The 21,738-nt window shown below is 35.1% G+C and carries 17 protein-coding genes; 4 read left to right on the forward strand and 13 right to left on the reverse strand.

Going from position 1 to position 21,738, the window contains the following annotated elements:
* Positions 1 to 7: 7 nt before the first annotated feature.
* The 3 genes from AC4BC5_RS00005 to AC4BC5_RS00015 form a co-directional block, all read right to left on the reverse strand.
* A complete protein-coding gene (locus AC4BC5_RS00005) occupies positions 8 to 892 on the reverse strand; it encodes a fructose bisphosphate aldolase (RefSeq protein WP_490496138.1) in 885 nt (294 codons plus the stop codon).
* Positions 893 to 1,142: 250 nt separating this feature from the next.
* A complete protein-coding gene (locus AC4BC5_RS00010; RefSeq protein ID WP_490496139.1) occupies positions 1,143 to 2,270 on the reverse strand; it encodes a M20/M25/M40 family metallo-hydrolase in 1,128 nt (375 codons plus the stop codon).
* A gap of 91 nt (positions 2,271 to 2,361) precedes the next feature.
* The gene (locus tag AC4BC5_RS00015; RefSeq protein WP_490496140.1) at positions 2,362 to 3,192 is read right to left on the reverse strand and encodes an exodeoxyribonuclease III; all 831 of its coding nucleotides are present in this window, start codon (positions 3,190 to 3,192) and stop codon (positions 2,362 to 2,364) included.
* A gap of 307 nt (positions 3,193 to 3,499) precedes the next feature.
* On the opposite strand from AC4BC5_RS00015, the gene AC4BC5_RS00020 reads away from it, so the two are divergent.
* Complete coding sequence (locus AC4BC5_RS00020; RefSeq protein WP_490496141.1) at positions 3,500 to 4,171, forward strand: type 1 glutamine amidotransferase; 672 nt, start codon at positions 3,500 to 3,502, stop codon at positions 4,169 to 4,171.
* A gap of 504 nt (positions 4,172 to 4,675) precedes the next feature.
* Here AC4BC5_RS00020 and AC4BC5_RS00025 read toward each other — a convergent pair.
* The 3 genes from AC4BC5_RS00025 to AC4BC5_RS00035 are packed head-to-tail and all read right to left on the reverse strand — an operon-like array spanning position 4,676 to position 8,268.
* Positions 4,676 to 5,518, reverse strand: coding sequence for a M55 family metallopeptidase (locus AC4BC5_RS00025; protein WP_490496142.1), 843 nt, complete (start codon positions 5,516 to 5,518; stop codon positions 4,676 to 4,678).
* A 1-nt stretch (position 5,519) separates the two neighbouring features.
* A complete protein-coding gene (locus AC4BC5_RS00030) occupies positions 5,520 to 6,620 on the reverse strand; it encodes a M42 family metallopeptidase (protein ID WP_490496143.1) in 1,101 nt (366 codons plus the stop codon).
* Positions 6,621 to 6,651: 31 nt separating this feature from the next.
* Entirely contained in the window at positions 6,652 to 8,268 is a 1,617-nt protein-coding gene (locus AC4BC5_RS00035; RefSeq protein WP_490496144.1) for a peptide ABC transporter substrate-binding protein, read from the reverse strand.
* 78 nt (positions 8,269 to 8,346) lie between these two features.
* Between AC4BC5_RS00035 and AC4BC5_RS00040 the strand changes: the two genes are divergently transcribed.
* A complete protein-coding gene (locus AC4BC5_RS00040) occupies positions 8,347 to 9,045 on the forward strand; it encodes a MurR/RpiR family transcriptional regulator (protein ID WP_490496145.1) in 699 nt (232 codons plus the stop codon).
* Between the two features lie 285 nt (positions 9,046 to 9,330).
* Here the strand turns inward: AC4BC5_RS00040 and AC4BC5_RS00045 are convergent, their stop codons facing one another.
* The 5 genes from AC4BC5_RS00045 to rhaB form a co-directional block, all read right to left on the reverse strand.
* On the reverse strand, positions 9,331 to 9,498 hold the full coding sequence (locus AC4BC5_RS00045; protein WP_490496146.1) for a hypothetical protein: 168 nt from the start codon (positions 9,496 to 9,498) through the stop codon (positions 9,331 to 9,333).
* Between the two features lie 173 nt (positions 9,499 to 9,671).
* Positions 9,672 to 10,823: a lactaldehyde reductase gene (fucO, locus tag AC4BC5_RS00050; protein ID WP_490496147.1), complete on the reverse strand. Its 1,152-nt coding sequence runs from the start codon at positions 10,821 to 10,823 to the stop codon at positions 9,672 to 9,674.
* A 94-nt stretch (positions 10,824 to 10,917) separates the two neighbouring features.
* Positions 10,918 to 11,739, reverse strand: a complete 822-nt coding sequence (gene rhaD / locus AC4BC5_RS00055) for a rhamnulose-1-phosphate aldolase (RefSeq protein WP_490496148.1) — start codon at positions 11,737 to 11,739, stop codon at positions 10,918 to 10,920.
* A 19-nt stretch (positions 11,740 to 11,758) separates the two neighbouring features.
* Positions 11,759 to 13,006, reverse strand: a complete 1,248-nt coding sequence (gene rhaA, locus AC4BC5_RS00060; protein WP_490496149.1) for an L-rhamnose isomerase — start codon at positions 13,004 to 13,006, stop codon at positions 11,759 to 11,761.
* Entirely contained in the window at positions 13,003 to 14,472 is a 1,470-nt protein-coding gene (rhaB, locus tag AC4BC5_RS00065; protein WP_490497569.1) for a rhamnulokinase, read from the reverse strand. Before rhaB ends, rhaA begins: the two co-directional genes overlap by 4 nt.
* A gap of 129 nt (positions 14,473 to 14,601) precedes the next feature.
* On the opposite strand from rhaB, the gene AC4BC5_RS00070 reads away from it, so the two are divergent.
* Together AC4BC5_RS00070 and AC4BC5_RS00075 are read left to right on the forward strand one after the other, a co-directional pair.
* Positions 14,602 to 15,471, forward strand: a complete 870-nt coding sequence (locus AC4BC5_RS00070; RefSeq protein WP_490496150.1) for an AraC family transcriptional regulator — start codon at positions 14,602 to 14,604, stop codon at positions 15,469 to 15,471.
* 284 nt (positions 15,472 to 15,755) lie between these two features.
* On the forward strand, positions 15,756 to 17,000 hold the full coding sequence (locus AC4BC5_RS00075; protein ID WP_490497570.1) for an ISL3 family transposase: 1,245 nt from the start codon (positions 15,756 to 15,758) through the stop codon (positions 16,998 to 17,000).
* Between the two features lie 100 nt (positions 17,001 to 17,100).
* On the opposite strand, the gene AC4BC5_RS00080 is transcribed toward AC4BC5_RS00075, so the two are convergent.
* Positions 17,101 to 19,902 carry an alpha-L-rhamnosidase gene (locus AC4BC5_RS00080; protein ID WP_490496151.1) on the reverse strand — a complete coding sequence of 934 codons (2,802 nt, stop codon included), beginning with the start codon at positions 19,900 to 19,902 and terminating at the stop codon, positions 17,101 to 17,103.
* 118 nt (positions 19,903 to 20,020) lie between these two features.
* Positions 20,021 to 21,718 carry a glycoside hydrolase family 3 protein gene (locus tag AC4BC5_RS00085; protein ID WP_490496153.1) on the reverse strand — a complete coding sequence of 566 codons (1,698 nt, stop codon included), beginning with the start codon at positions 21,716 to 21,718 and terminating at the stop codon, positions 20,021 to 20,023.
* Between the last annotated feature and the right edge of the window lie 20 nt (positions 21,719 to 21,738).

Consider the following 21,738-nt stretch of genomic DNA (forward strand, 5'->3'; position numbering starts at 1 on the left):
TTTACCTTTACGTATTTGATGCTTCATAGATGGATTGAATAGAAGCTTCTAAACCTTCATTGAATGCTTGATCTGATTGTTGTACTGTAAGTTTTTCGACGAGTGCTCTTGAAAAACTAGCAATAAGGTGATGGTTTCGTGCCAATCGTTCATTTGCTTCCTCTCTAGAATAACCACCAGATAAGGCTACAATACGCACTACGTTATTTTTATCGATTAAATCCTCATAGAAGTTATCAATTGTTGGAATCGATAACTTAAGCATCACTTTCATATCTCCTAAAGTATCAAGGTGACGAATCAAGGATTCTTTAAGAAGTTCTTCGGCTTCTTTTTTATCTGGAATTGTAATATCTACTTCAGGTTCAATAATAGGAACTAAACCATATGCAGCAATTTTTTTAGCCGTATCAAATTGTTGCGCAACAACTGCTTCAATTCCTTCTGCTGTGGCTTTTTTAATAACCGAACGCATTTTTGTCCCAAAGATGTTTCGTTCCACCGCACGTTCTAGTAATTCTGTTAGTTGAGGCATCGGTTTCATTAACTGTACACCATTTTCCAAATCAGCTAAACCAGCATCAACCTTCAAAAATGGCACTATGCCTTTAACATTCCAAAGATAATCCGCTGTGTAGGTGTCTTCTATTTTACGATTCATTGTTTCTTCAAATAAAATAGCACCTAAAATTTTTTCTGAACTAAACGCAGGTGACGTAATAATACGCGTTCTCATTTGATGCACAAGATTAAACATTTCTTCTTCATTTTTATAAGATGTTTCCTCAATACCATACAGCTTCAAAGCTTTCGGAGTACTTCCACCACTTTGATCCAAGGCTGCAATAAATCCAGTACCTTCTTGCATTCTCAATAATTTCTTTGTATCCATTTCATTCACCCTTTCTAACACCATTATAGATCAATTATGATTTTCTTAAAAGAAATGACCCTTTTTTGATATTTATTCAGCCCATAAAAAATAGGGCCTGTAACACAAGGAAAAACATGACGAAAATATCCGAACGAAAAATCAAGGCGAAAGTTTGCCGAGAAACCAACTGAACCGCAGAAACAAGCTGTTATTGTTTGGATATTTCACTGTCAATCTACTTATATTACAGACCCTATAATCATCTTATTTATTCAGTCACAAGCCAAATGACTTGCTGTGTATTTCCTATAAATTCATCAATAATTAATCGTTCTTGCAATTCATGCGCATTTTCGCCACCAGCTGCTAAGACAATTGCATCAATCCCATTAAAGGTAAGTCCACTGACATCTGTACCGCCACGCATCACTAAGCTCTTATACTCGAGATTATGTCGCTCGCACATTTCTTTAAAACGTTTAATCACAGGATTATCGTCGGTATGATGATAGGCATGAAGGCTCTGCGATAGGTCATATTCCAATTTTGCTCCAAATTTATCAGCTGCACGTTCCAGTTCTTCAATAACATGCGCCAGTTGTTTCTTTCCGCTTTCATGGTCAAGACTTCGGACTTCCATTGCAAACGTTGTAATTTCTGGTACAACGTTTGTCGGATAATTGCAAATGACTTTCCCAATATTTGTGGTCGTATTATCATCGATTTTTAAAAGATTCATGTTAGAAATGGCCTCTGACATTACTTGTATTGATGAAATACCTAACTCAGGCGCTGCTCCAGCATGAGAGGCCTTTCCAGTGATTTGTCCGGTTATGTCATAATAATCTGGACCACCGATAACAGCAGTTCCTGGTCCACCACCGCCGTCTAATACAAAAGCAATTTTTCCTTCCAACAAATCTGTATCAACCGCAAAAGCTCCTAAAATCCCCACTTCTTCACAAATTGTAAATAATAATTCTAACGGTGGGTGAGCGATATTATTCTCACGTAGCACTGCTTCAACCTCAAGAATTTGAGCAATTCCTGCTTTATCATCGGCTCCTAGAATAGTCGAACCATCTGAGACAATATATTTCCCATCTTCTGTAATCGATGGTTTTACACTAATGCCAGGTTCTACGGTATCCATATGTGCTTCAAGAATCAATGGCTCGTTGTTTGCTAAAGTACCTACGCCTGGAATTTTAACAATCACATTTCCTGCATTTGACAAAGGTACTCTTTCGTTTGACTTTTTATCTTCGATGACTTCATAACCTAAACCATCAAAATGTTTGATTAAATAGTCGGCCACGCCCCGTTCGTTGTAGCTGACACTATCAATTTGGACAAGCTCCAAAAATTTATTAATCGCCCGCTCTTTATTTATCATTCTATCACCCTCCATTATTAAAAGGGTATCAACTAAGATACCCAACAAATTCTTGTTACCTAATATAAGGTTGAAGTTTACCTGTTCTTAATCAGTCTAACTCAATATCAAGCAGCAAAGGTGTATGATCTTGTCGTACTCCTGAATCAATCATTTCTGATGCTTGTATCTTGTCCGCTCCGTAATCGCTGACCAACCAATAGTCAATTCTCCAACCAGAGTTGTTCACCTTACTTGTTTTTACGCGTTGATTCCACCAACTATAAGCACCGGTTTTCTCTCCATTTAGATAACGAAAAGTATCTGTAAAACCAGCTTGCAAAAGATTCGTAAACCCTTGACGTTCTTCATCTGTAAATCCTGCTGAAAGATGATTTCTACTAGGATGAGCCAAATCAATTTCTTTATGAGCAACATTAAAATCACCGGTAGCCAAAACAAGTTTTTCTTTAGATAAAGACATCAAATACTCTTTATATTTTTCATCCCAAATTTGACGTTCTTTAAGACGAACTAATTCTGATCCCGAATTTGGAGTATAAACTTGCGTAACATAAAATTGTTCAAATTCAAGTGTTAAAATTCTTCCCTCTGCATCCATCGTACTCGGTGCACCAATTTCGGGAAATGAAACTTTTGGTTCTAAATGATTCTTATATAAAAACATTGTTCCAGCATAACTCTTTCTTGCTGGTTCATGTGAGCTATTCCATACTAAGTTATATTCAGGAAATTTTTCATTTAAAATTTCTAAATGTTTTTTAGTTGGACCCTTAGCAGATAATTTTGTTTCTTGAATTGCAATAATTGCCGGATCAAAATCAATAATCGTATCTAAAACACCTCTAGATAACACTGCTCTGGCTGAATCGCTAGTTAATGCTGCATTTAATGAATCAATATTCCATGAAATTAATCTCACTGTCATTCTCCTCACCATATAAAGTTGCAAATACATACTTTCGTTATATCTACAATTCTTTTATACTACTTTTTCTATAAATCTTCTACTTGAATAATATGATACCATAAGAAGAAGGAATATATTCGAGTGTTCTTATAAATCATTAGCAATAGATTGTTTTGAATAGATAATTCTAATCCCCAAAACCGCATCATTAAATCGAGCTTCTCATCAACTTACTTTCTTTAAATATCAGCGTTTCTTTAGAATTATGATATAATAATAAAAATTTTATTCATTAATTACTTTTACAAGGAGGATTATCATGCGAATTAATGTCTTACAACACACCCCTAATGAGGGACCTGGCACTATTAAATCATGGTCACAGGCACATAATCACGAAATGTTCACTTATCATCCTTATCAATTTGACGGTAATTTGCCTCGAGCAGAAGAAACTGACTTTTTAATTATTTTAGGTGGGCCAATGAGTCCAAATGATGATATTAGTTGGGTTAAAGCAGAAAGAAATCTAATTCTTGATTTGCTTAGCCAGGGGAAGCCTATCCTCGGTATATGTTTTGGTGCTCAACAAATTGCTAAAGCTTTAGGATACGAGATATCAAAAGCACCCTATAAAGAAGTTGGTTGGGCACCGATTTATCTTCAATCGCAAACAATCCCTAATCTTCCCGACGAACTTTTAGTCTTACATTGGCACGAAGACATGTTTGAGGTCCCACAAGAAGCCGAGTTATTATTCAGCAGTGACTTAGTTCGTAATCAAGGATTCTTACTTAAACCCAATGTGCTTGGATTACAGTTTCACTTTGAACCAGAAGCTGATAACGTCAGAGAAATTGTAATAAATGATGGACAATATGCTGAAGAGAGAAATTCTTTAAAACAGTCCGCTGAAAAAATTATTCAAACTGAAGTTCCCATAGAAAACAAGAAAGTATTGTATCAGTTGTTAGATTATATCAGCAACTAGCAACACTTTTTCAACAACTTTTGTAAGATGTATGACTGAAGTTCCTATTCTTTTCCTGACGATGACCTACTTCGCTAATCTCTTGTAATGGTGTATCTTTCATAAAACAATCAAATCCCCATTTTGCAAAATAAAAGTACAAATCCCTGTTATTTATCTCTAACTTTTTAAATGAAAAACTTAAGAGAAATTTTTTAATAAATCTTCAAGAAACTAAATTCATATAAACTATTTTCTCTTTATCGCGGGACAATAAATACTAAGCAAATACTGGTTTGAAGATAAGTTTGTTTACTTATTACATACTTTTACGATTATTTAAACTTATTTATACAATTTTCACAGAAATTTGATAGGAACTTATTTGGATCTTACACTTGATAAATAAGTCTATCAGATTTATTAAAGATTTATTTATATCTATAAATAAAGAACATCTAGAAACAAACTTTAATTTGCTTCTAGATGTTCTTTACTTGCTAATTCCTATTCAATTTATAACTACTAGTACGTTGTTCCACCTAACCCCACAACTGCTACAATCTCATTCATTGTTTCTTTCATTGTTGAACATTGAAATTCAATATTTCTTCCATCTAATCGCTCAATGTGTGATAACATTTCAATTCTATCAGCTTGAGCTGTTGTCGCACATTGAAGAGTTACCTTTGCAGGCATTTCAAAAGTGAAGAGTGATTTTTTATTTTTTTCTTTAGTAAACAGTTCTTTAGTTTTTTCAATAATCTCCAAACGAATTTTACGAATTGGATAAGATTGAATAGCATATCTCCCTAGAGAATGCTTTGTTGAAACATAAGAAACGTCTGCAAACATTCCTTCTTCGTGAAGTTGTTCTTTCAAGGCTGAATCTCCAATAATTAAACCCACTGGTACTCCTAGTTCGCCTGCATAAGCCGCGTTAATCGTTGTTTCATTAACATATTGTTCATTAATTTTTAAATCATACGCAACTTTAGCACTATAACCATGATCCATATTGCCATATTTTTTGCCTATTCCTGAATGATATCCTAAAAATATAACTGTATCATAGTCTGGAGTTAATCCACTCATCATATAATCCATGCGAGGGAACCCATTAATTAGTGAAATCCTTTCATCCATTTCTGATAATCGTAAATAAGACAAATTGACTCCTCGACTATGTGAATCAGAGAAAGTAATTTCTTCGATTTCATCGTTGCGTTCACTTGCTTGAATTCCTTCTATTAACCACTGAACATGTTGGTGGTACAATTCTTTGAAAGCAGTTGTATCTTCTTTTTCCATGTCAAAATCTGCAATGCCAGCTAAACCTTCAATATCACATGAAACATATATTTTCAACTTACTCACCTTCTTTTTCTAATGGATTAGTTAATATATCAAAAGTCTTTTGGCTTAAAGAGTTGATAATTTCTAAAACTAATTGTTTCGCATGGTAATAATCTTGATAATCAATATAACAATGATGTGTGTGTGCATAACGAACAGGAATTCCCACAACAATTGTAGGCGCTCCGTTCACTTGATTAATTGCAGCCCCATTGGTACCACCACCTCTTCTTACAGATACCTGTAGAGGAATACTATTTTTATTGCCAATTTGAATAGCATATTTTTGAAATTCAGGATTGGTAACCATTGAAATATCAAAATGACGAAGCATCGGGCCTTTACCCATAGCAGATTGAATCATATGTTCAGGCTCTAAACCATCATCAGCTGGACAACCTTCAAAAACAATTGCCAAATCACTTTGAATATGTTTTGCGGCAACGACAGCACCACGTTCTCCAACCTCTTCTTGAGAACTTAATGAAGCAACAATATCAAAATCGAATAATTTACCAGCTAACTCATCAAGAACATCAATCATACACGCACACCCAATACGACAATCAAATGCCTTCCCAAGAAATCTATCTGTCGTTTCCTGGTATTCACAATTTACAGCAGGCACAACCGGTGCACCAATTTCTATTTTGTATACACTATCTATTTCTTTGCTAGAAACAGCTCCAACATCAATAAATAATTCATTAATTGTTACAGGTTGATTTCTCTCTTCAGCCGTCATAAAATGAGGTGGTTTGCTCGTCACAACTCCACTTATATAATCCCCATCGCGATTCCTCACATGGATTTTTTGTGCAGAAATATTGTGTGGAATCCACCCACCTAAAGGGAGAAAATGCATTAGACCATTTGGCTTAATTGCTTGAATAATAAAACCTACTTCATCACTATGTGCATCTAATTGTAGGACTGGACGATTTTGTGTATTTTCATTTCTGTTAATATATAAATTTTTAATTGCATCTGTTTCTTGTGGTCCAATATGCTTAGTATTTTTTTTTACTAACTTGACAACTTCCTCTTCGAATCCAGAAACACCAGGTGCATCTGATAATTCCTTAATCAAAGATATCGCTTGTTTTTTTTCCATTAGTTATCACCTCTAGTTAATTTTATCTTTATCAATTTATTAAAGCATTTTTATAATAAATAGACCCCAACGGGCCAAATTCTATTCCTTCCACATGCTCATTAACAAGATATGCTTCTGAAATTTGATAAAGAGGGACTAGTGGTGCTTCTTCAGCTATGATTTTATCTGCATCTACCATCGCTTCCCACCGTTTTTGATTTTCAGTTGCAAAAGTTATATTGGCATCATCTACTAACTTATCCATTTTTTCATTTGAAAATTTACCAAAATTATTACTATTTTTTGAGTGTAATAAATTAAGGAAATCTACAGGATCTGCATAAACGGGTGTCCATCCGCCAATAACCATATCAAATTCACCTTCACGACTTTTTTCTAATCTGTTATTGAAAGGAACCGCTGAGATTTCTATATTAAGACCATCCAATTCACTTGTTGCACCTTGAATATATTCTGCTAATTTTTTAGCATTTTCACTATCTGAACACAAAAGCACTACATTAGTTTCAGTAATCTTTAGTTCTTTTTTTGCAACTTCCCACAGCTCTTTTGCTTCATCTAAATTATAATTGTTAATGTCCCCCACTTCTTCAGCAAAATCTTTCTTTGTTTCATGATTCAGAAAACCAGTAGGTACAAAACCTAAAGCTTTTTTTGACCCGTCATTTAAAACTTTAGTAGCAATTGCTTCTGAATCAATGGCTAATGAAATTGATTTTCTAGCATTTTTATTGCTAAAAATTTCACTTTGAGAGTTCAATTCAACATAATATGTTCCTGGAATTGATCGAATAGTTAATTCTTTTGTATCTTTTTTATGAGAAACAAGTTCCCCTGTTATTTTAACAAAATCTAAACTACCTGTTTCAAATAAATTGACTCCTGTAGCATTCTCTTTAATGACTTGTACATCAACTTGATCAATATTAACATTTTCTTTATCCCAGTATTGAGCATTTTTAATATATTTCCAGTTAATATTAGAACCTTCCCATCCTTCCATAGTAAAAGCACCATTATACAATGTTTTCTCAGAGCTCGTTCCATACTCCTTACCTTGTTCACTCACAAATTTTTCATTTAAAGGAAAGAATGCTGGGACTGCTAGTAATTGTTGGAAATAGCTCATAGGATACGCTAAATTAACTTCTAGTGTATGTTCATCTAGAGCTTTTACTCCTAAATTATCTGGTTCTATCTCACCACTTTCAATCTCTTTATAATTTTCAATCCCTTCAAAATAATAAGCTTGTGGCGAAGCTGTTTCTGGTGTTACTGTGCGTTTCCAAGAATATTCAAAATCATATGCAGTTACCGAGTCACCATTACTCCACTTTGCATCTTTTCGAAGAGTGAAGGTATATGTTTTTCCATTATTTGTGGGCTCAACAACTGATTGTGCTATCGCTGGTGAGGCTTCTCCAAATTCATTAAAAGAAAAAAGACCCTCTCCAACTTGACTCATTACACCAGCCGCTGTATTATCCATAGCTAAAGAAATATCTGCAGTTGAAAGTTCTGTCTCAATTCCAACTTTTAAAACTTTTTGTTCTTTATGATTACTTTGTGTATTATTGTTAGTAGAACAAGCAGTTAAAGTGACAACTGCTCCCAACATTAATGAAATAGCCCATTTTTTTTTCATTGTTCAAACACCTCTATTTTTATTTTTATGCAAAGTTTGTTAAAATTATTTTTATTTAGTAAATAAGGAGCGTACAAAATGAACTTAAACTATTTACAAGAGACCTATCTTTTAACTGCTAATGAGCTATCAATTCTTTCTTACCTAGACAAAAATTTAAATATGTCTACAGCACCTAGTATTCGAAGTGTAGCAAAAGATTGTTATACCTCTCCTTCTTCTATTGTTCGAATGGCTAAGAAATTAAATTTTTCTGGTTATAATGAATTGATTTACAAAATGAAAGAATCTCATTTACCTGTTCCTAAAAATACAAAAGATACTCCTACAGAAAAAGAAGTGATAGCATTTTGCACTCAAATGAAGGCAAACAGTGAATCTTTACTAGTAATTCTAGGCACTGGATTTTCATCTCAATTAGCTTCATTTATGAGTGAAGTTATGAATTTCCATCAAATTCCTAATGTAAATACAGAGCACACACAATTGCTTAATAGTCAGAAAAATCAGAAATTTCTTTTTATAACTGTCTCTCACTCTGGAGAAGATGAGTCATTAAAAAGAACAATAGATTTGGCAAAGAAAAAAGATTGTACAATTATTTCATTTGTTGGAAATAGAAATTCAACAATTGCTCAACTATCTAATTTAGTATTTTCTACTAATTCATATAGTCCGTTTTCCACTGATATTGCTCAACCACAGCTTTTTTTTGGGAAGACGCTGATTACTTTTGAATTTTTAATATGCGCATATATTAATTCAAAAAAGAAATAAAATAATTTCCTTCATTATAAGAGAATATAAATTAAATGAAAGGATTTACTACTAAATAGGAACAAGTACCTTTAGTAATGAAACCTGTTCCTGAGTAAAAAGTATATATTAATTGATGAAAGGTATCCTTTCTTTGAGATCTTAGAGACTCTGTTAGCTTTTTAATACTATCCTACCTATGCTCCTAAAGTGTAAGCTTCCTTTAAAATCGCCTATATTTAAAACTACAATTGCTTTATTTGAAATAGACATGTTTTCTCTGTTACATTTTATAGATATTTTAACTTATTCTACTTTACTCAAAAGAGATTTATTGACTTGTGCTAAATGCTCTTCTGAAACTGTGATAAACAGTAGCATCCCCAATCTACTATTTAATACTTCAGGATCTTTAAAAAAAGAGAAAACTAGATTCATCTTATCTAGTTCATTGACCAATTCAGCATCTTTCATAATGTATCCACTAAATAACATTCAACATAGTCGCTCGTAGTTGTAGGCTTATAAGAAATAGTATAGTTAAATTGAGCGATGACTTACTATAATTGTGACTTTATAATATCTTTGTTTCATCTTATAAAAAGCCAAATGACAGGACGTCATCTGGCTTTTTATTGATAATCGCTTTACATCAAACTCTGATATAGTTCAATAATTTCAGCAACTGTGGTTTCCCTAGGGTTTCCTGGCGTACACACATCTCTCAATGCATCTTCTGCAATTTGTGGTAAATCCTCTTCCTTCACACCTAATTCTGAAATAGTAAATGGGATGCCTACATCCTTGCTTAATTGATCGATAGCCAAACAAGCGACATCTCGAACATCTTCTATACTCATTGAATCAGCTCCATCAATTTTCAAAGCTTTAGCAATTTCACGGTATTTTTCACCAGTAAAGTCTTTATTGTATTTCATAATGGTTGGTAATAATGAAGCACAAGCTACACCGTGGGGAATATTGTACCAAGCAGATAATGGATGAGCCATCCCATGAACTAAGCCTAATCCCACATTTGAGAATCCCATACCTGCGATATATTGTCCAAGTGCCATTTCTTCTCGAGCTTCTTGATTTCCTGCTACGGAATCACGTAACGCTGCGCCAATGATTTCAATAGCTTTCAAATGAAGCATATCCGTCATTTCCCATGCACCTTGTGTAATAAAACCTTCAATTGCATGCGTCATCGCATCCATACCTGTTGCTGCGCACAATCCATGAGGCATCCCCATCATCATATCGCTATCTACAAACGCTACGATTGGAATATCGTGAGGATCCGCACAAACAAATTTACGATTATTGGCTTTGTCAGTGATTACGTAATTAATAGTCACTTCGGCTGCTGTTCCAGATGTTGTAGAGACGGCTAAAATTGGTAAGCAAGGATTTTTTGTGTTAACTACTCCCTCTAAGCTAACCACATCTGAAAATTCAGGATTTCGTACAATGATTCCAATAGCTTTAGCAGTATCGATTGGTGAACCTCCCCCAACTGCAATCAAACAATCTCCTTTTGCTTCTTTAACAAATGCCACACCTGCTTGAACATTTTCAATCGTTGGATTTGGTACAATGCCATCGTAAGTCACATAACTAATATTCGTTGCATCTAAATGCTTTGTTACTTTTTCAACAACTCCTAAGCGAACTAACTCTGTATCTGTAATAATCACTGGATGTTGAAAACCTCTCGCTAGAACTTCTGTTGCAACATGCGCTACCGCTCCTTTTCCAAAAAAAGATGTTTCATTTAAAATCATTCTGTTTACCATATTTATCCCTCCAATATACTTTATAATGTTAAAAAAATCACAATAAATTATATGAAACTTCCAATATTCAATTAGAAGATTGGAAGTCTATTTATTAATCTATATATCCTTCGCGAGGTTTCACGCCGAAGCCTTTTGCTAATTTCCACAAACTTTCATCGGTTATCGTTTGTTTCACACCACCTTGTGCTTGAACATACGTGTAAACCTTTGCTGCTTTTTCAGCAGTTTCAATTAAGCCAAATACTTCATCCATATCTTTACCTGCGCCATAGACACCATGTTGTGGCCACATTACCAAGCGTGTTTCTTTCATTTTCGTTGCAGTTGCTTCACCAATTTCATTGGTTCCTGGCACCATCCAAGGAATAATAGATACGCCCTCTGGAAAAACAACAAGACATTCTGTACACATTTGCCATAACGTACGAGTAAAAGCTCTTTCATCCAATTCATGAGTGAACGTCATTGCTAATAAATGTGTCGCATGATTGTGCATGATAATGCGATTTTCAGGATCCACTTCCAAACGAGAAATATGACTCATGAAATGACTTGGTAGTTCACTAGTTGGAACGGCATTATTTTCAAGTCCCCATAATAAATCAAGAGTTTTTCCATCCTCGCCAACACGAACAATGCCTAAGTTTGCAGCTGGATCTTCGACAACATTTTTGAAATATTTACCTGAACCAGTCACGATAAAAAATTTCCCACTTAATTGACTTGCATCAAAAATCATCGGAATCTGGCGAATCACATGAGTGACATCTAAAAATATTCCTACTTCTTCTTCTGTTAGCAAGTAAGAAATATTCCCCCCATTGCGTTCATCCCAACCAAGACGGTATAAATTTGAAGTTGTTTCCATCATTTCTTTGACAAAAGGTGCTTGTAAAATATCGATTTTTTTCATTTTTTATATCTCCTCTTTATTAACGTTTTAACAAAACATCTTTTTCGTATTGCTTTGCTTCTTTCAACCAATCCAATCCAATTGGAACTCCTTGTTGTTCACAGTAATAATTCCAGACATCGGCGTATGGGAAATCTTTCAACTCTTCAGTTAAAGCTAAACGAGTCGTAAAGTCTCCAGTTAATTCGACTTCTTTCAAGTATTCTGTGGGTTCAAGCATTGCCTTCATCACTGATTTGATGGTATTTCTAGTTCCAATTGCCCATGCAGCTACACGATTAATAGTTGCATCAAAGAAATCCAAACCGATATAAGTTTTTCCTAGTAAATCATTGCGAACCAGTTCTTTTCCAATTTCTTGTAGTTCGTCATCCATAATCACTACATGATCGGAATCCCAACGAACAGGTCTTGAAACGTGCAATAAAATTCCATCACCAAACAATGCTAAAGAAGATAGCTTGTTAGAAATGACTTCAGTTGGATGGAAATGTCCCGCATCCATACAAACTAATTTATCACGAGTTAAGCCATAGCCCATATAAAATTCATGAGATCCGACAGTATATGCCTCTGCTCCTAAACCAAACAATTTACTTTCAACGGCATCTAGCGTGTATTCTTTGTTTAATTTTTCAGCAAAGATTTCATCTAACGCTTCCATTAAACGTTTGCGAGGAGTATAACGATCAATTGGGTTGTCTTTGTATCCGTCTGGCATCCAGAAATTATTGACACAGACTTGTCCTAGTTCTTTTCCAAAATATTCGGCAATTTTACGGCTGCGTTTTCCGTGTTCAATCCAAAAATCACGTACTTCTTTATCAGGAGAAGCTAAGGTGAATCCGTCTTTAAACATTGGGTGCGAAAAGAAGGTTGGGTTAAAGTCTAGGCCTAGATTATTTTCTTTCGCCCAATCTACCCATCTAGCAAAATGTTTTGGTTCAATTTCATTTAAATCTACTTTTTCATCTGTATCTAAATAAATAGCATGTAGATTCACTTTGTGGTTTCCTGGAATGAAAGAAATTGCTTTTTCTAGATCTTGACGTAACTGATCGGGTGTTGTTGCTTTTCCTGGATAATCTCCTGTAACCGAGATTCCACCAGTTAACTCACCATCATTTAAAAAACCTTGCACGTCATCACCTTGCCAACAGTGCATCGAAATTTTCACTTTTTCAAGGTCTTTTAATACAGCATCTGTATCTACTCCAAGCTCTGCATATTTGGCTTTAGCTGCTAAATATTTTTCTGTTGTGTTCATTTACTTTCCTTCTTTCTTTGATATTCTTTCACACTTTGTTTATATCTTTTTACTAGAGATGAATCATACTGATTTGGACTGTGCGTTACAAATACAAAGGAGTGATGAATACATTCTCTCGCTTCTTCCACATTTTTCAGTTCTCCACTACTAATCATCTGTAACACAATATTTCCAATTGCTGTCGCCTCACCAGGTCCCGCTTCAACCATTATCTGGGCAACATCAGCCGTTAATTGGTTCAGCAAACGATTGTTCGATCCCCCTCCTACGATGTGTAGTTTATTAATCTTTCTAGTCGTCAATTCTTCCAGTTTTTCTAATTCCACTGCATAACAAAGTGCTAAGTTGTCATAGACACAGCGCGCAATTTCAGCTGGTGTTTCAGGAATTTTCTGATTGGATTCGCGACAATAATTTTGTAATTCAACAATCATATTTTCTGGATTTAAAAAGCGTGCATCATTCACGTCAATAAATTGTTGAAATGCAGGAACACTCATTGCTAGCTCCGCTAACTCTGCATAACTGTATTGGTAATCTTGCATTCGAGCAACTTCTTGAATTAACCACATTCCCATAATATTTTTTAAAAAACGAATCGTGTGATGCGCACCCCATTCATTGCTATAGTTGGAAGTAAAAGTGTCCGAGGAAACGATAGCTTCTGTACTTTCAATCCCTAATAAAGACCAAGTTCCACTACTAATATATGCCCAGTCATCTTCTTTTCCTGGAGTACCTAGCACTGCTGAGGCTGTATCATGACTGGCAATCGTAACGAATGTTGCATTCGGTAAATCATACTCTGCAAACTTTGCTTGATTAATTTCGCCTAAAATCGTACCTGCGTTTACTAATGGCGGAAATAGCGATTCAGTTACACCTACAGCTGCTAGCAATTCAGGATCCCACTGTTGCGTATCCACATTTAACAGTTGCATAGTGGAAGCATTCGTTTTTTCCATTACAGCTTTCCCCGTAAAGAAATAGCCTAAATAATCAGGAATGAGCAATAAAGTTTGTGCCTGCTGTAATGTTTCTGCCGTTTCCATAAATAATTGGAAAATAGTATTAAAAGGTTGAATTTGAATCCCTGTTTTCTCATATAATTTATCCAAAGTTATTTGATAGGTAAAATTAGACACTGCTTTATTTGTTCGGGCATCTCGATAAGCAATGGGTAGTTCAATGAGTTCACCTTTATTATCTAATAAACAATAATCAACCGCCCATGTATCAATACCTACGTAGCATTCTAAAACTCCTTGTTGTTTCGCAATAGCTAATCCTTTTAAAATTTCATCGGCTAAATAATTGACATCCCAACGATAATGATCATCTATCAAGTTGAAATCGTTCTTAAAACGATGAATCTCTTCCATGACAATTTGACCATTGACTAACTGACTTTTAATTAAACGTCCGCTAGAAGCACCTATGTCTACAGCAATATATGTTTCCATCATTTTTTCCTTCCTATTATTGTATATATATTTATCTATAGCCCTATAATAATCAATATGTTTACGTTTTCCATTAGATGATTTTGGTGTATAATTGCACTATCTTGGTAAATTATAGGAGGGATAAAAATGGCCTATTGGGAAAATGCCAATCATTCGTGGACACAAGATTCAGAGAGAGTTATCAATACCCCTTCAAATAAAAGCAAAGGACTTTTTTTCTATATTCAAGAAATTGGTTCTTTTAAAGCCTACAAACCTTATTATACTGAACGGGAAAATCTTCCTTCTTTTTTAATGAAATTCACACTGAGTGGAAAAGGCTTATTAAGCTATCGTGGGAAAGAATACATGTTGGAACAAGGGGATGTATTTTTAATTGATTGTCAACATTATCAGCATTATCAAACTATTAGCGAAGAACCTTGGGAGATGGACTGGATTCATTTTTATGGGGGGCAATCTATTCAACTGTATCAAGAGTTTATAAAAGATGGTCAACCTGTTTTTCACATTTCTGGTGTACCTACTGATAATGTCATCCATCATTTAATTCATCGAATGATTAAAGTGCAAACTCAAGCAAATGCCCGCACTGACTTTCAAAATTCAATTCTAGTCCACGAATTGTTAAATGAATTAATTGTTCAAAAATATCATCTTGACTTTCATGTAGATGATATTCCAGATTACGTGATTGCGTTAAAAAATTATTTGGATGAGCACTTGCATGCTGCAATTACTTTAGATAACCTAGAATATTCTTTTCATTTAAATAAATATCAATTGAATAAGGACTTTTCAAAATATATTGGCATCCCTCCCATTGATTACCTAATTACTAAAAAGATATCCTATGCCAAAGACTTACTAAGATATACGGACCTTTCTATTCAACAAATTTCTTTACAAATTGGCATAGAAAACTTTGCCTATTTTAGTCGTTTGTTTAAAAATAAAACTGGAATGACTCCGACATTTTATCGGAAGCAAGGGTAAAAATGTTTCTTCACTATTTTTAAACTAAATAACTTCAATAACTATAAAAACACGTCTCTAAATCAACAGAAGTTGCTACTTAGAGACGTGCTAAAATGGCTCTATAATATATGGGACTGATGAATCAGAAATGATTCTCCAGTCCCATCTTTCATTTTAGGTATTAAAAAACATATCGTTCTCTAGTATGATTAAATCACGACAAATAATTAACTGAGAGGACGATATGCTCTATGAATAATTCTATCAAAAAAATGCTACGAATTACAGACAAATAGTTAACAATTAATGATGTGACGTATGAAATGTGCCATCGTAAACAACACCTTGTCATTGAAGCCACCCTTTCTCCCTCTGCTCATGCTTGTACGAATTGTGGTTCTTCAGTGATTGATGGGGCAGGCAAGACCATCGTTGTCAAAAATGGCACAAAGAAAACCGTCGTCCGTTTTGATCAGTACCATCACATGCCGCTAGTGATGCATCTGAAAAAACAACGATATACATGTAAAAATTGCCACCATCATTGGACTGCCCAAAGTCACTTCGTTCGTCCAAGACATTCTATTTCCAATCAGGTGAAATTCAAAATTATCTCTTTATTGACCGAGAAGGTTTCATTGTCTTTTATTGCCAAGTTGTGTCATGTTTCTTTACCCACTGTCATTCGTACATTAAAAGAATTAAAAAGCTATTTACCGAATCATTCAAAGAAGAGCCTTCCTAAAGTGCTCATGGTCGATGAGTTTCGCTCGCATACTTCTTTAGAAGACAAAATGAGTTTCATTTGTGCAGATGGGGAAACTGGTCAATTAATCGATATTTTGCCTTCAAGAAAACTGACACGATTAACCACCTATTTTCTACAGTGTGCCAACCCCAAAGCCGTGGCGTTTTTAGTGACCGATATGAATGCCGCTTACTTTCAACTAACAAAAACCGTTTTTCCCAATGCCAAATTAGTGATTGATCGTTTTCACATCGTCAAACACATGAATCAAACATTTCAAGATTTTCGTGTCCGGTTGATGAAAGAACTCGACACATCCGGGCGTAAAACGGAGGCTCAAAAATTAAAAGCGAACTGGCGCTACCTTACTAAAAATAGGCAAAGAATCAATCACTCCAAATACAAGACATGGCGGAGTTTCCGTGCACCTAAATATCCGTTCCTTACCGAAGCAATGATGATAGACCGACTACTTGCCTATTCCGCTCCTTTGAAGGCAGCCTATGATATCTTTCATGAATTGACAGATGCTTTTCGAGACAAGGATCCTCAGCTTTTTTTCACACAGCTAAAAGAACTTCCAGAGACATTAGACGAGACGTTTCGAAACAAACTACAAAATCTTTTGGATTATGAAGAAGGGATTCGAAATGCCATGATTTACTCTTATTCGAATGGGAAAATAGAAGCGAAGAATACACATATAAAAACCTTAAAACGCGTATCTTATGGATTTAAATCATTTGAGAACATGAAAATAAGAATCTTTCTAATCAATCAATTGATTAAAGTAACATAACAAAAAAATCCAAACCAGAAGTTCTCACGTTCTGGTTTGGATTTACCTCAATCGAACTCATCAGTCCTTATTGACAAAGAGCCGCTAAAATTAAATTATTTCATTTTAAGATTTTTTTACTCACTATCGGCGTCTTAGCTAATAATTGATGAATTTGTTTCAAATTTTCATCAGAAATATTAACGAATGGAAGTATCTCGTTCAATTTCATCAACGACATCATTCCCAAACCATCTTCTAAAGCATCGTAATTTGTTTTAAAAAAAGATAGAACTGGATCAATCGCATCGATTTTTTTGACTAATTCTGTGTCTTGCATTATTTCAGATACAGATGTTCCTTCATGGTATCGCTCAATATAATCTCCGGTTGGTTGATAAGAAATAATGTATTGACCACCTACCAAATGAAGCGGACCTTCTTGACAAAATCCATTAACAACTACTTGTCTTGCTCTAGGTAACTCGACTTGCACATTCATTCCAAATGGGATTGAAAGATTTATTTGAATCGTATGTTCTTTATCTGTTTCAATCTGATAATCCATTATTAATTTACCATACGCTGTTTCGTAGTACCCTGTTACTTGATTGAATCGATAATCAAAACAAGGTGCTAAAATAATGGCCTGATAGCCAGCTTCTTTTCTTTGTATACCTAATAAATAACAATAGGCCCATTCCATTACAGCACCAATACTGTAATGATTTAAAGAATTCATCCCTGATGGATTTAGTGTTCCGTCAGGCTGAACAGAATCCCAACGTTCCCAAATGGTTGTAGCTCCTAAATTGACTGCATATAGCCAACTAGGTAAATCCTCTTGCAAGAAGATTTGTACTGCTCTTTTATGTTCCCCGTATTTTGATAACACTTGACAAATAAATGGCGTACCTACAAATCCCGTTTGCAAGTGATTTTGGTCTTTATCTAAACGTGTGAGTAAATCTTTGACTACTCGAGGTATATATTGTTCCTCAACAAGTTCAAAGTACAAAGCCAAAGCATAGGCAGTTTGGGTATCGATTGTTAAACGCCCTGTAGCTGAAATAAACTCTTCTCGAATGGCACGTTTGATACTATGCGCTAATTCTCGATAAGCTTGAAAATCTTGTTTTTTCTCTAACAAAATAGCCGTGTTAGCAACGATTTGTGCAGAGTAATAGTAATACACAGAAGCAATAAAATTTTCGTCCGTTTTTCCAGTTGGCAGAGCAGGATTCTCACCATCTAAAGCTAACCAATCTCCAAACTGAAAACTTCCGGTCCAAAGATAGCTAGTTGTTGTTTGGTGACTAATCCAATCCACCCATGCTTTCATTTCTGAATAGTTTTGTTTTAAAATCGCCAAATCTCCAGTTGTTTGATACATTTGCCAAGGAATAATAGTTGCAGCGTCACCCCAAACGGCTGGGCCACCACTAAGATTTCCAAATGCTGGGGCATACATTGGGGTACGTCCCTCATGTAGTTGTTGTTCGATAGCAATATCCTTCATATATTTTTTGAAGAAGGCAAATACATCCATGTTAAACGCAGCTGTACTAACAAAGACACTTGCATCCCCTGTCCATCCTAAACGTTCATCTCGTTGTGGACAATCAGTTGGTACATCAAAGAAGTTACTTTTTTGCCCCCACATCACATTTTGAAACAAACGATTTACTTTTGGGTTATTGGTAACAATGCCTCCTGTTGTTTTCATTTCTGAATACATCACTGCTGCGCAATAATCTTCTGGTCGTAAAGGTAAGGTTGTTCCCGACACTTTTACATACCGATAGCCATAATAAGTGAAATGTGGGCGAATCCAGCCATTTTCCCCATCCGAAATATACACAAATGCGGCACGAGCTTCTCGCAAATTTTCTCGATAAAAATTACCATTTTGCAAAATTTCGCCCATTTCAAAAATAATTCTCGTTCCTTTGGGTTCTCGATTATAAAACTCTATCCACCCTGCCTGATTTTGACCAAAATCAAGGACTTGCTCATTCAAAGGAGTTTCAATTATTTTTTCAACTGGTAAGCTATCCATTTTTTTAATTGGAAGACTTAAACGATCTTGCAATAGTGTTTTATCCTGCGAAAGAATATCCGCTGATTGCCAACCAGTCACTTCTTTAGTAGCGTCAAAGTCTTCCCCATAATAGATAGCTGATTTTGTTATCTTTCCATCGGTAGTTTGCCAGCTAGTATCCGTTCCGATAACTTCTTCCTGGCCATCTTCGTAGAGCAAATGATATTCAGCGATTGCCATTTGTTGTGAACCATATATTTTTTCTTGTCCACCTTCAAAACCCATTCTGCCTTTGAACCACCCATCGCCTAAAGAAATACATAATTCATGAATTCCAGAATGATCAAAGTAGCTGGTAATATCATATGTTTGAACCTGAATCCATTGATCATAAGCTGTGATTCCTGGTGCTAAAAACTCTTCTCCAACTTTTTGTTGATTAATCAATGTTTCGTATACACCTAATCCAGTCATATAAAGACGCGCTTGGATAATCTTCTTTGTTGTTCTTATTGCTTTCTTTAACAGTGTGTTTTGAAATTCTCCTTGAACTGAACCAATCCATTCGGCTTGAAAGGGTTCCTCTATTTTACCTGTTTCAAAAAAACTTTCGCCTTGAATAGTTTTCTCCGACGTAATCAATTCAACACCAACAAAATAACGCGTGCGAGGCTGTAAAGCTATCTCAATATCGAAAAAATTATTCGTATACTTTTCTTCCTTCTGAAAAATTGGTTCTTGAGCATCTGCTGTCCAAATCGATAGTTTTTTCTTCGCTTCTACAAATTCTTCAGCTATCACTTGAAATTCAATTCTTAAATCTTGTAACTGAAATCCCATAGGTTCATGCATATGATTGATTAAAATTTCTGAAATCTCCATAAATAATCCCTCATTTCTATTTTCACTGTTAATCTATCGTTAAAAAATTCTAATTTTACTTAGAATTTTTTATCCTATACAGTTTTTCGTAAAGTTTCTTCGATATTCGCATCTACATCTAGATAAAAGGATTTCCACAAAATGGATCAATTGGATTTATCCCTTCAAAAGGCTCTCTTCCTGAAATTTTATTCAAAACAGCATCAATACTCGGCTGATTTCCACTGTATGCATTGATATAAGTAGAAACATAGGGCACATCAAAGAGATGATAAGGATTGGCCATAGAGACAAATATAGTCGGAATCGATTGCACAAACCACGGAGCATCAGCTGCCATCAAATGAATCCAATCAATACGTGTTGTAGTTTGATTGCTAGCAGTTTCAACATTCGCTACATACAATGCCAAGTCAAATTTCTCTTCTAAATCACTGACTCCTTCTTCAAATATTTCATGAAAGTCCAATTTTTGATGATTAAACAAAGTAATCTTGAAGCCTAGTTGCTCCAATCCTTCTGCAAATTGCTCCGTAACTGAACCGCCTTCTTTGAATCCACCCGTATTTTGATCTCCAAGGACAATCAAACGGATTCGCGGATACTTCTCAGGTGTGATAGGTAGTAATTTTTTTGAATCTTTAACTAAAGTAACTGATTTTTTGGCTATTTTTTTAGCAATTTCTTGATGATTTATCAAAGGTAAGTTGATTTTATCAGGGACGAGAACTGTATACTTTCTGTCAGTATCCATAATTTCTTGTGCTACTTTTGTGCCAATGATTCTAGTTACCGCTTCGTCGAGTCTCTCATAGGAAATGTTGCCACTTTCAACTGCTTGACGAATAATTTGATAGTCTTCATCAATATTTTTATTAAATAACAACATATCTACACCCGCATTGATTGTTGCTGGTAGCAGCTCATGTCTTGGCAAAGCAACATTGTAGCCAATCATGGGGGTCGCATCACTGATTGCTAAGCCTTCAAAGCCAAGCTCTTGACGTAACAACCCATTAATTAGTAACGAAGATACCGAGGCTGGTAAATGTTCATGATTTGATAATTGTGGATTCAACGCTCGTTCCCAAGCAGGTTGCATGATATGACCAATCATAATACATGGAATCCCATCATCAATAAATTTTTGATAGAGGTGACCAAAAGTAGCAGACCATTCTTCTTTTGATAACGAATTAACTGAAGTAACTAAATGTTGATCGCGCTCATCCACTCCGTCTCCCGGAAAATGTTTGATAACAGGAACCACCTGATTTTCGACTAAACCTTTCATCTGTGCCGTCGCCATTTCTGAAATTCGTTGGATATCATTTCCAAACGTTCGAGTATTCGTTATGGGATTACGAAAATTTAAATCAATATCAATAATTGGTGAAAACGACATGTTACAAGCAACTTGATTGGCTTCAACACTCGAAATTCTACCAAGCTGATAGGCACTTTCTACATCATCTGATGCTGCTATCTGCAACGGCATTCCCACCCATGTTCCTTCTGTAATAATCCCATTACCACCAGATTCGAGATTGGCTGCTGTAAACAACGGCAAAGAACTTGATTGTTGAGCAACAGTTAACTTCCGTTTGATTTTTTTGGCAGAATCTGGTCGATACATCATACCACCCGGTTGATATTTTTGAACAAATTCTGCAATATTGGTTTGATTTTCATCTGGACCAATAACAAAAAAGAGCTGTCCTATTTTTTCTTCTACGCTCATTTCTGAAACAATTTTTTTGACTTTTTGAGAGTCCATTTGTGATAAATTATATGGTTTTAAAGTTAAGTCTATCATTCGTAGCTTACCTTCTTTCT

It is taken from the genome of Enterococcus sp. AMC2644 (assembly GCF_058216475.1).